Genomic DNA, 10,774 nt, shown 5'->3' on the forward strand with positions numbered 1-10,774 from the left:
ACTGACGAAGATATCTATCAGGCTATCATCAACAGGGAGGAAGATATGAAACATATTTGCGACATTTATAGATTAAAAGCTGCAAGTTGAACTTGCGAAACTTGAATAAAATAATACGTAAGCTCCATCTTAACAAGATGATTTATAAATTTGTTAAGCCATTCGTGCATGACATGGTGGAAAACAAAGAAAAGGATGTTTACGCTGCAAGATATTTACTAAATAACGTCTCTGCAAATCCTGCAAACTCTTGTCTTTGCACGCCCAAAGAAAACAGTTACATATATGACTTGCAAGTGATAATCCCTGCATACAAAACTGCGCAATACATAGAAAGATGTATTGATTCTGTTTTATCACTTCCCACTTCACGCCGCCTCGTAGTGACCGTTGTCAATGACGGGTCACCGGACAATACCGCCGAAGTGTTGAAGAAATATGATGCAGAGGCAAGAGTAGAAGTCATTACGCAGGAGAACAGGGGATTTTCAGGCGCACGCAACAGGGCGTTAGACAGCATCAAAGCGCGCTATGTGACGTTTTTGGACAGCGATGATGAATTTTTAGTTGGGGTAAAAATAGATGACGTATTACGATTTGTTGATGATAACGATATCGACATTTATGAATGTGGGTATGTAAAGTTCAATGACAAGAAAGACTTGAACGTTTTCTGTCACGAGAATTCCGTTTCAGACAATGGATATGGACTCTTTTACGGTTTTCCATGGGGAAAAATATTCAAGTCTGAACTGTTTTCTCGGATTCATTTTCCTAAAGGCTATTGGTTTGAAGATACTGTCATGGCTTTCGTTATATTTCCGTTGGCCAGGAAAGTGGCAACATCGAGCCAATTATTATACCATTATCGTATAAACCCAGAAGGCATAACATCAAAGTCACGCGGCAATGTGAAGACGCTTGATACATATTGGATAACCGAGCAGCTTTTGGCCGATCGTGCCGCGTTGTGCTTGCGTAATGACGAGAAGTTTGCAGAAGTGATGCTCAATCAGGTAAGGATGAACTACAACAGAATAAGAAAACTGGGGCGCATTGACATTGACCGTGCCGTGTTTGTTCTTACAGCAAAGCTTTGGGAAAACTATTTTCACAACTTAAAAACAAAATCTCCTTTAGCGAATGCCTTAGTAAACCGAGACTTCTTGCAGTACAGACTTGTATTAGAATTAAACAAATGATAAACAATATGATACCAAAAACAATCCATTACTGTTGGTTCGGACGCAATCAGAAGCCAGAAAACGTTTTGCAATGCATCCAGACATGGAAAGACAAGATGCCTGACTACGAAATAAAGGAATGGAACGAAGACAACTTTGATGTCAATTACAATGATTTTACAAAAGAAGCATATCACGTAAAGAAATATGCTTTCGTATCTGATGTTGCCCGTTTGTATGCATTAGTAAAAGAAGGTGGTATATATTTAGACACTGATATAGAAGTGATAAAACCTTTCGATAATCTGTTGGATAAAGATTATTTTATAGGGTATGAATGCTTTGGTAAAATTGGTACAGGTGTTATAGGAGCAAAAGCAAATGTACATTTCATCAGGGATTTTTTAGACACTTATAATGATAAAACATTCTTTAATGCAGACGGTTCTTACAATGAGTCACCCAATACAATCTTATTATCGAGATTTATACAGAAAAACAATATACAATTAAATATTCATGATGTGGATTTTTTCTGTGCAAAAAATTATCAAACAGGAGAAATTGAACAAACTGATAGAACTTATTGTATCCATCATTTCAGTGGGAGTTGGAAGCCGTGGTATTCACGTTTGGAAATGAAGATATGTAAGGCTTTGGGTATCAGATACAGGGATTTTCTCTTCCGTCATATATCAAAATAAGATGAGATCAGTACATTATTTTAATTTAATATTAATGTCAATAGTGATATTGATGTGTTACAATTTGTTGGTTGGAATAGGATATTTTAAGGAAGGCGTAGATTATTCATTTTTCAGAGGCTTAAATCCTGCTGTATATCTAATATTATTTTTGTGCATATTTGGAAAATACAAATTTTTTGACAACAAAATAAATAACTATTTTTTATTGGTTATTTCCATTTTGAGTTCTTTTAATTTGTTATCAGGCAGAAATGTGGACATGAAAATGATGATGACAGGATTTGTATCCCCAATTTTAATTTACCAGTTTTTCAATAGTTACAAATACGATTCTTATATATTACGAGCAAAGAAAATTCTTATGACATTCTATATAATCGAATGTGGCTTAGCTATTTTTGAACGAATTATAGGAACAAATATGTTTGTAAATGTCAATGCAGGGTATGATGGGTTTAGAAGTTATTCATTGATTGGCCATCCTTTACAAAATGCTTTATGTGTTTCTATAATGATGAGTTTCATATTATTTTCTGATTTGAAATATAAACTTGAACTGTTTTTTTTAGGAATGATTGCAATATTGTGTTTCAATACAAGAAGCACAATGGCATTTTGGTGCGTAGCAAGTTTAATATATCTGTTTTACCTAATTTTTACACATAATAAACAGTATAAAAAATTTGCTTGGTATATTGTTTTTGCGGGAATTGTTTTAGCATATTTGATTATACAATATGGTTTTGGTAATAGATTATTAGAAATGGGTCTGTATGATGAAAGTAGTGCAAGTGTAAGAATTCGCATATTTGATATTTTTAATTTCTATTCGCTAAGGGATTTCATTTTAGGTCTGCCGTCTTATCAAATCGAAAAGATATTATATCGTACAGGTATAGACGAATTGATAATCGAAAATTACTGGCTTATGTTTATTTTGCGATTTGGCATTATTTTTACAGTTGCATTGTTTATATGTATATTGTCATTTCTTAATAAAATGATGGATGGGCGACCTCCTTTTGAAAAATGGTTTATAATTTTGTCTTTTTTGTTGATTAGTTCAACAAATAACTCAATGTCTATTGCCAATAACGGTATTTTAAGTTGTTTTGTTCTATGCTATTTTTCTTTTCAAAAGAAGATATAAAAGACTATAAATAAAAATGTTTTTAATGCTTAAATTCAGAAATGTTAAACAAAATGAGAATATCGTTAGTGCAGACCTCGCAAGACAGGAAAAGTAAACTTGCACGGTTCGTAAAATCATTGAACGCTCAAGAGGGCGTTGATTTCAGTAAGGTGCAGCTTATTTTCGTCGACCAAGGCGACAACAGGGACGTTTTCAACGGGCTTGACGAAAGGATTGAATTCACTTACATAAAGTATGAACGCTGCTCTCTGTCACACGCAAGGAACGTGGCTTTGAACCATGTCAACGGTGAGTATGTAGGCTTCCCCGATGATGACTGTTGGTATGAGCCAGATGTGTTGCGACAAGTGCTTGGCTTCTTCGCTAAAGGTTGTGCGGGTGTCATTGCTAAAGGTACGAATGAAAATGGACAGTCTACCAACAATTTCCCAGATAATGCGCGACGGCTGACCTTGTATAACCATTGTGGAGCCATTTCTTATACCATATTTGTAAAATATGTAAAGTCAATAACGTTTGACGAGAATATAGGTGTAGGCTCGCCTTATAAGTTAAGCTCGGGAGAGGAAACCGACTATCTCATCAACGTGATGTTAGCCTTAGGCACGGAGGTCTATTATGAACCGGGCATCGTTGTGCACCATCCTTTATCAGACAAAGGGAATTTTGAAGACAACGAGGTAAAACAATACCAGTATGCAAGAGGCTGGGGATACATATTGCGAAAGCATCACTACCCTTTATCAATAATTCTGAGAAGTTTCATCCGGCCAATGGGAGGTATCATTTTGTCATTGTTACGGCTTGATACCGCCGGAGCGAGGCATTCATTCTGTTTGTTGAAAGGTAGGATTGAAGGTTATTTTTATAAAATACAAAAAAGGTACTTGGACAAAACACATTCAATTATCAAATGAAAACGAACGACGAAAAGTTCTTGGAATTTGGAATAGTGATAAGTATGCTTTCTGCAAAGATTCTTAGATGAGTGTTAGTATCATTACGTTATAACTGACTATACATATTCTTTTGGTTTATTATCTGGTAGTAAATATGAAATTACTATATTTTGTAAATAGCTTAACCAATAGTGGAGGAATTGAGCGCATATAGGTTGATAAAGCAAACTATTTGGCAGATTTACCTAATATGCCTTACGAGATTCATGTATCATATTTTTGGAAAAAAGACGATGCTCCATTATATCAATTGCATTCTTCTATCTTTCTTCATCCTATCGCTATTAATGGAAATTCAAGGTCTTTTGGCAAACGTTTGATGGTTATTCCTAATCTTTATAAGGAAATTAAACGAATAGTGAAGGAAGTTTTGTCCGATATTATCATCAACGAGAATATGAAACTTGTTTCGTACATTCTACCATTTACTTTCAAGCATACACCACGCATTTACGTAATTCATTTCTCATATGAAGGGTTAATAATTATGGATAAGGAATCTTTCCATAATCCTCTCAAACAATACGTCATGATGTGGTTGCGCAAGAACTTGTTAAAAAATATGATCGATTTGTGGTACTCACTGAACATGATTGAAAAAGATGGAAAGCCAAAACTGTTGAGGTCATTCCCAACTTTACAAATTTTGTAGAACAAGTACCATCGGGACTTAAACATAAGAAAGCCATTTGCGTTGGGCGTTTGACACACCAAAAAGACATGCCTATGCTGATTAGAGCATGGAAACTAGTGATTGAAAAAGAACCGGAATGGACACTTGATATTTGGGGGCGTGGAAACGAGTATGAATTGCTAATGGATTTGATAGAAGAAACGGGATTGAAAAAGTCTGTGTATTTGAAGGGCACAACACAACGAATTGAAACAGAATATAATCAAGCATCTCTGTTTGTACTTTCATCTCGATATGAAGGTTTTGTATTGGTGTTGTTGGAAGCTATGAATGCGGGACTTCCTTGTGTTTCATTCGACATTCCTGGTTGCAACAATTTAATTAGTGATGGGGACAATGGCATTATTGCTAAAGAACGGACTACAGAATGTTTGGCCAATAGCATACTGAAATATATCCGACTTGGCAAGGAAGAAAAACTTAGAATGCAGTCAAACGCCTTAACAACAGTAGCAAAATATAGCAAAGAGCGAGTGATGCAGATGTGGATACAACTTTTTGAAACTTTACATGCGCAATACAAAAGTGGGAATTGTTAGAAATCTTATAACTATAGTTGTAATAGGTATTCGTTAAAAAACAATTTTGTAATATAAAATCAGAGGGAACAATTTATGAAATATGCATTTATTGACTCAATGGGGTCATTGACTTATAATAATGGCATCAAGATACAAGCAATTATGTGGAAGGAAGGTCTTGAGAAATTAGGAGAAAAAGTTACTTTAGTTAACTTGTGGGAAAACATTGATTTCTCCAATTATGATGCGGTTGTTATATTTGCAATGGGAGCAAACATTTATAAACTGGTGAACAATCTTTCGAGAATAAATAAGAATATTGTGCTTGCTCCAATCATAGACCCTGACAGAAGTGATAAAGTTTATAAGTTTCTCTTTAAATATTATGGGTCTACGAAACTTGCCTTATCCAACCATTTTCATGACATGTGGACAATCAAAGATAAGGTTAAACTTTGGCTTGTAAGATCTGAGCAAGAAAGACATTATGTAAACTATTGCTTAGAAATTCCTCAAGACAGAATCGCTAAAGTCCCATTGAATTACAGAGTTCCAAATGCTGGTATAATTGGTAAAAAAGAAGATTTTTGTTTGCATGTATCAAGATTGGACGCACCAAATAAGAACGTGCATCGTCTTATAGAAGCATCAAAACGATATGGTTTTAAGTTAAAATTAGCGGGTCATGTATTTGGTGAAAAGGAACGGAAAGATTTATTAAAATTGATTGGCAACAGTACAAATATTGAATACTTGGGTGAATTAAGCGAAAAAAGATTATTGGAATTGTACCGTTCGGCAAAAGTGTTTGCTCTCCCTTCTTTGCGTGAAGGAGTAGGTATGGCGGCGCTTGAAGCTGCAGCTTATGGTTGTGAAATAGTCTTGACTAATATTGGTGCGCCTAAAGAATACTATGATGGTAAAGCCATATTAGTGAATCCTTATAGTGTAGATGAAATAGGAAAAGGAATAGAAAAAGCTTTGAATAAAGGATTTTCACAACCCGAGTTAAAAGAATTTGTGGAAAGTAGATATAATCCTGAAAGCATTTGTTCTCTATTGAATAACTGCATTAAGTCACATTTAAAATAAAAATGTTATAAAATTAAACTTATTGAGTTATCGACATGAAACCATTTTCTCTTTTAATCCTTTGGGCGTTGTCGTTTATATTATATCCGGTAAAATCTTCCGCCCAACCTTCTGCCGATGCTTTTGAAGAGAAGCCTTCTTGGGAAGAACATTTTAATGGGAAAGGATATCCAAGTGAAAGTGATTGGACCGTGTCCGAAACGTATACAAAAGAACATTTAGCCCATTATGTGAAAAATCCTTATAATGTATATGTCAAACGGGGAAAGTTGCATCTTGTATTGCGTAAGAATTTTACCGGTACAAATTCTTATACTTCCGGACGCATCATTTCGAAACGGACTTTTTCATGTGGGAAATTGGAATTCCGTGCCAAATGTCCGGTCAGTAAAGGTGTATGGAATGCGATATGGTTGCGGGACGCTTCGAAAGAAAAATGTCATGGGGAGATAGACATTGTGGAACAAATTGGATGTTGGGGCAAAGGGAAATACCAGTTGAATTTCCATTTATGGGGAGAATTTGGAGGCAAAACCAGTAATCATCAACAGAATCAACGGTATGCAAAGATTGATGTGTCAGATTACCATGTATATACATTGGAGTGGTATAAAGACTGTTTTGTGGCATTGGTGGATGGAAAAGAAGTGTGCCGTTTCTCCAAAGAAGAAATCAAGGAATGGCCGTTTGCTCATGAATACCATTTGATTATAGCTTTGGCTTATGGGGGTAATTGGGCGGGTGCTTGTGGAACGGATGATGATGCTTTGCCACAAACTTTGCAAGTAGACTGGATAAAATATTATGAATTCAAAAAATAGTACAATGATTGAATTAGCTCCTCATAATTTATGTACAGGATGTACCTCTTGTGCAAATACCTGCCCTCATCATGCCATAACAATGCAGGCTGATGGAGAAGGTTTTTTGTATCCCGCCATTGACAGGAATCTATGTGTGGAATGTGGGCTTTGTACTAAAAGGTGTCCCATATTGCTTCCGGAACAGCAAAAAAATGAAAGTAGTCCGAAGGCTTTTGCTCTGTGGAGTTATCCGGACAGGACAGTCAGCAGTTCGGGTGGTGCTTTTTCGGCTTTTGCCAGAAGTGTGATTAAGAAAGGAGGTAGAGTTTGGGGTGCCGCTTTTGTTGGAAAGCTGAAATACAGGCATGTGGAATCCGATTCATTGGATGGACTGGCCGCATTACGAGGCAGCAAGTATGTGCAAAGTGATTTAGGTTCTGTTTTTTCTCTAATAAAAGAAGAATTGCAGCAAGGCATCCAAGTGTTGTTTTGTGGCACGCCATGCCAAGTGGCAGGACTTCAGGCTTATTTACATAAAGGATATGACAATCTGTTAACGTTGGATTTGGCTTGCCATGGTGTCCCTTCTGATGCCATATTGCAGGCTTATATAAAGAAATTGTCAGTTAAGAAAGGTATAAATATTGACAAATTTGAATTTCGCCGTCTCAACGGCTGGGGCTTTGCCCCAGCCGTTGAGATTAGGGGTAAATTGTGCCCTATATATGGGATAGATGATTTATATATGAGGGCTTTTGACCGTTCCGCATTGTTCCGACTTTCTTGTTATTCATGTCCGTATGCCCGTATACCAAGAGTAGGCGATTGTACGATTGCAGATTTTTGGGGAATTGGCCGACATGGAAAGCCTTTTAAACAGAATGTATTAAAGGGAGTGTCTTTGGTACTGGCAAATAACAAAAAAGGAGAAAAAGCCGTATCGCAATTAGAGAATGTATTTATGGAACAACGCACATTGGAAGAAGCTTTGATAGAAAATCATAATATAACTCATCCGTCCCTGCGGCATCCTCAACGTAATCTAATAATCCATGCTTTCCTGAATCCAAATAAGACATTGGATGAGATAGCTGTAGAGTTTAATTTGATTGATAAAAGTTTGAAAGGACAAATAAAAGAATTGGCTTCCAAATGGCATGTGTTTGATTTGGTAAAGTCGGTCTATAACAAATATAAGTCATTATGAAAGTTGCCATATTATCCATGCAAGAAGTGAAGAATTACGGTTCCTTCTTGCAAGCGTTTTCATTGAAAAGGAATATAGAGGCTTTGGGACATGCCTGCGATTTCATTAACATTGTTCCAGGTCATCAGTTGGAAGGTTATGAAATCAGTCGTTTTCATAAAATAAAGTTATTATTTCAACGGTTATGGGGATGGGATTTTGTGAAACGTTTTGAGACGATTTACAAATTTCAAACACGTTTTTCTAAAGAGTTTCTTCCTTATCTTGGAGTGAAGCAGGGAGAAAATCATGAGCATTATGATGTGATAGTGATAGGGAGTGATGAAGTCTTTAATTGTGCTCAACGGACTTGGTTTGGCTTTTCTCCTCAATTATTTGGAAAAGGATTGAATGCAGATAAGAAAATTACCTATGCAGCTTCATTTGGTGCTACTACGTTAGACAAACTGCAAAAAATGAGCATCAAAGAAGAAATTAGTGAATTGCTGAAACAATTGGATTGTATTTCGGTACGTGACGGGAATAGTGCGGAAGTGGTCAAAGTGTTGACAGGGAAAGATCCATTACGGCATGTTGATCCTGTATTGATATACGATTATACACAATTTATGCCTTTGGAAATCAGGAAAGACAAATATATGATTGTCTATACTTATCCCGAACGAATTACCAATGCCAAAGAAATAACTGCAATCAAGCAATTTGCACGCGACAAAGGATTAAAACTAATTTCAATCGGGCATTATTTCCCATGGTGTGATGAAGTAGTTGTACCTACACCTTTTGAAGTGTTGGCTTACTTTAGAGACGCTGATTATATCGTTACGGATACATTTCATGGCAGCATCTTCTCAATTAAACACAATAAGCCTTTTGGTACAATTATCCGGACAATGAACAACCAGAAACTAAGCTCCTTGCTGAAACAATTTGGACTGGAGTCCAGAATCGTGAATGACGTTACATGCTTACAGTCTATTCTGGAAACTCCTATTGATTACACTTTGGTCAATAAGCAGATTGCAGAGGAAAGAAATCAATCTATCAAATATTTGTCATCTCAATTGTCATAAGGTGGTATGTTTTCCCTTCTCGTACAACAAATCCTTTCAGCGGAGACGTTTTCTTTTTCTGAGGTCTTTATGCGGAAAGGCAGGATTTATACGTTCTTGAATCCGGTTTCCTACTTGTCTGCATTAGACAATAAAGAATTGTTCGGCAGGTTTGACGGTATATTTGCCGATGGTTCCATTTTGGTAGCTGCAATCAGGTTGCTTTATGGCAGGACAGTTACCCGAAGAAGCTTTGACATGACTTCGTTGGCTCCGGAGTTGCTCTCGTTTGCTGAATCGAACCGGAAAACGGTCTATATTGTTGCCTCACGACAGGAACAGGTGGAAAGGGCGGCAAGTATATTCCGGGAACGTTATCCGGATTTGCAATTTAGCGGATTCAGGAACGGATACTTCACATCGGAAATGGAAATGGACAGAGAGGCTGAAAGGATTGTTGCCTTGAATCCAGATTTTCTGATAGTGGGTATGGGGATTGTCATGCAGGAAAAGTTTTTATTGAAAGTACATGATAAAGGTTACAAAGGAATCGGTTTCACTTGTGGCGGCTTCATCCATCAGACGGCAAAGAATGAGATAGATTATTATCCGGCATGGGCAGACAGGTTGAACCTTCGTTTTGCATATCGGATGTATAAAGAGAAGCATACGCGGAAACGATATCTGCAAGCAGCTTTCCAATTTCCTGTCCGTTTTATCGCCGAACGGTTTTTCGGATAATCTGCCCTATCATCCTCCCTATTCCATAGAGAACAGAAAATGGAACAAGGAGAATGAAAATCATATAAGGAATAATCTTCCCAATACATTTACTGAATGCTGTTTTCATGCTGCAAAAGATAATTGTAAGGGATATATTAGCAGAAAAAAATAGCCAAAGTTCCGTAAGCACTCAATTTGGAGTATAGATAATACAGCTAATAATAATACCGTGCAGTCCGTATCAGACAGACCAACACCAGCTATACCTGACAGGTGTGAACTTCTCATCGGAAACGAGAACGGTGGAGAAGTAGACAGTGTCAGATTTGCGTATCTACATGCCGGCACTTCCGCCTAAGAGGCATAAGACTTTGTGACCGTAGAGACCGTTTTTCTTAAAGCTTTGCTATTTCTTCCGCACTAAGTCCGGTAGCTTTTGCTATGATATCTGCAGGGACACCTAAGCGCTTAAAGTTTTGTGCATCCTCCAATTTGGCTTCTTTCTTGCCTTCTTCCCTTCCTTCCCGCATCGCGTTCTCCACTCGGTCCTGCATGTCCTCCTCGTAAATCCGGCTCACATAGAAACGGTCTACTGCCTTATCATAAGCCACACGGTTCGCTTCCGACAGGTTCGCTACGGCAGCCAGCCGTTCCAGATGCTTGAACACCTGTTCTTTCA

The 10,774-nt window shown here is 37.1% G+C and carries 11 protein-coding genes and 1 pseudogene; 11 read left to right on the forward strand and 1 reads right to left on the reverse strand.

Translation table 11 applies throughout. From position 1 onward, the window contains the following. The first annotated feature begins 137 nt into the window (after nucleotides 1-137). From B5F78_RS14615 to B5F78_RS14665, 11 genes are all read left to right on the forward strand, one after another. Nucleotides 138-1,202, forward strand: a complete 1,065-nt coding sequence (locus tag B5F78_RS14615; RefSeq protein ID WP_140400174.1) for a glycosyltransferase family 2 protein — start codon at nucleotides 138-140, stop codon at nucleotides 1,200-1,202. Between the two features lie 8 nt (nucleotides 1,203-1,210). Continuing rightward, nucleotides 1,211-1,888 carry a glycosyltransferase family 32 protein gene (locus tag B5F78_RS14620; protein WP_239473484.1) on the forward strand — a complete coding sequence of 226 codons (678 nt, stop codon included), beginning with the start codon at nucleotides 1,211-1,213 and terminating at the stop codon, nucleotides 1,886-1,888. Nucleotide 1,889: 1 nt separating this feature from the next. Next, complete coding sequence (locus B5F78_RS14625) at nucleotides 1,890-3,041, forward strand: hypothetical protein (protein WP_087407053.1); 1,152 nt, start codon at nucleotides 1,890-1,892, stop codon at nucleotides 3,039-3,041. A 53-nt stretch (nucleotides 3,042-3,094) separates the two neighbouring features. Further along, complete coding sequence (locus B5F78_RS14630; RefSeq protein ID WP_162608562.1) at nucleotides 3,095-3,961, forward strand: glycosyltransferase family 2 protein; 867 nt, start codon at nucleotides 3,095-3,097, stop codon at nucleotides 3,959-3,961. 214 nt (nucleotides 3,962-4,175) lie between these two features. Beyond that, nucleotides 4,176-4,655, forward strand: a complete 480-nt coding sequence (locus B5F78_RS14635; RefSeq protein ID WP_140400176.1) for a hypothetical protein — start codon at nucleotides 4,176-4,178, stop codon at nucleotides 4,653-4,655. Continuing rightward, complete coding sequence (locus tag B5F78_RS14640; protein WP_087407056.1) at nucleotides 4,631-5,236, forward strand: glycosyltransferase; 606 nt, start codon at nucleotides 4,631-4,633, stop codon at nucleotides 5,234-5,236. Before B5F78_RS14635 ends, B5F78_RS14640 begins: the two co-directional genes overlap by 25 nt. 75 nt (nucleotides 5,237-5,311) lie before the next feature. Further along, nucleotides 5,312-6,310 (forward strand): glycosyltransferase, encoded by a 999-nt coding sequence (locus B5F78_RS14645; RefSeq protein ID WP_087407057.1) that lies wholly within the window; start codon nucleotides 5,312-5,314, stop codon nucleotides 6,308-6,310. Nucleotides 6,311-6,345: 35 nt separating this feature from the next. Continuing rightward, the gene (locus tag B5F78_RS14650; RefSeq protein ID WP_087407058.1) at nucleotides 6,346-7,131 is read left to right on the forward strand and encodes a glycoside hydrolase family 16 protein; all 786 of its coding nucleotides are present in this window, start codon (nucleotides 6,346-6,348) and stop codon (nucleotides 7,129-7,131) included. Continuing rightward, the gene (locus B5F78_RS14655) at nucleotides 7,115-8,320 is read left to right on the forward strand and encodes a Coenzyme F420 hydrogenase/dehydrogenase, beta subunit C-terminal domain (protein WP_241148273.1); all 1,206 of its coding nucleotides are present in this window, start codon (nucleotides 7,115-7,117) and stop codon (nucleotides 8,318-8,320) included. The genes B5F78_RS14650 and B5F78_RS14655 overlap by 17 nt, the downstream gene beginning before the upstream one ends. Further along, nucleotides 8,317-9,393, forward strand: a complete 1,077-nt coding sequence (locus tag B5F78_RS14660) for a polysaccharide pyruvyl transferase family protein (RefSeq protein WP_087407060.1) — start codon at nucleotides 8,317-8,319, stop codon at nucleotides 9,391-9,393. The genes B5F78_RS14655 and B5F78_RS14660 overlap by 4 nt, the downstream gene beginning before the upstream one ends. 6 nt (nucleotides 9,394-9,399) lie before the next feature. Beyond that, nucleotides 9,400-10,113, forward strand: a complete 714-nt coding sequence (locus B5F78_RS14665; protein WP_087407061.1) for a WecB/TagA/CpsF family glycosyltransferase — start codon at nucleotides 9,400-9,402, stop codon at nucleotides 10,111-10,113. A 377-nt stretch (nucleotides 10,114-10,490) separates the two neighbouring features. Here the strand turns inward: B5F78_RS14665 and B5F78_RS14670 are convergent. After that, nucleotides 10,491-10,774: pseudogene (locus tag B5F78_RS14670) on the reverse strand (PD-(D/E)XK nuclease family transposase); the annotation flags it as partial.

Origin of the sequence: Bacteroides sp. An279 (assembly GCF_002159615.1) — a bacterium.
Taxonomy (GTDB): domain Bacteria; phylum Bacteroidota; class Bacteroidia; order Bacteroidales; family Bacteroidaceae; genus Phocaeicola; species Phocaeicola intestinalis.

Bases quoted from the DNA above. Each gene is read 5' to 3' on its own strand.
- B5F78_RS14615 (WP_140400174.1), top strand. From the start codon at position 138: ATGATTTATAAATTTGTTAAGCCATTCGTGCATGACATGGTGGAAAAC.
- B5F78_RS14620 (WP_239473484.1), top strand. From the start codon at position 1,211: ATGATACCAAAAACAATCCATTACTGTTGGTTCGGACGCAATCAGAAG.
- B5F78_RS14625 (WP_087407053.1), top strand. From the start codon at position 1,890: ATGAGATCAGTACATTATTTTAATTTAATATTAATGTCAATAGTGATA.
- B5F78_RS14630 (WP_162608562.1), top strand. From the start codon at position 3,095: ATGAGAATATCGTTAGTGCAGACCTCGCAAGACAGGAAAAGTAAACTT.
- B5F78_RS14645 (WP_087407057.1), top strand. From the start codon at position 5,312: ATGAAATATGCATTTATTGACTCAATGGGGTCATTGACTTATAATAAT.
- B5F78_RS14650 (WP_087407058.1), top strand. From the start codon at position 6,346: ATGAAACCATTTTCTCTTTTAATCCTTTGGGCGTTGTCGTTTATATTA.
- B5F78_RS14655 (WP_241148273.1), top strand. From the start codon at position 7,115: ATGAATTCAAAAAATAGTACAATGATTGAATTAGCTCCTCATAATTTA.
- B5F78_RS14660 (WP_087407060.1), top strand. From the start codon at position 8,317: ATGAAAGTTGCCATATTATCCATGCAAGAAGTGAAGAATTACGGTTCC.
- B5F78_RS14665 (WP_087407061.1), top strand. From the start codon at position 9,400: ATGTTTTCCCTTCTCGTACAACAAATCCTTTCAGCGGAGACGTTTTCT.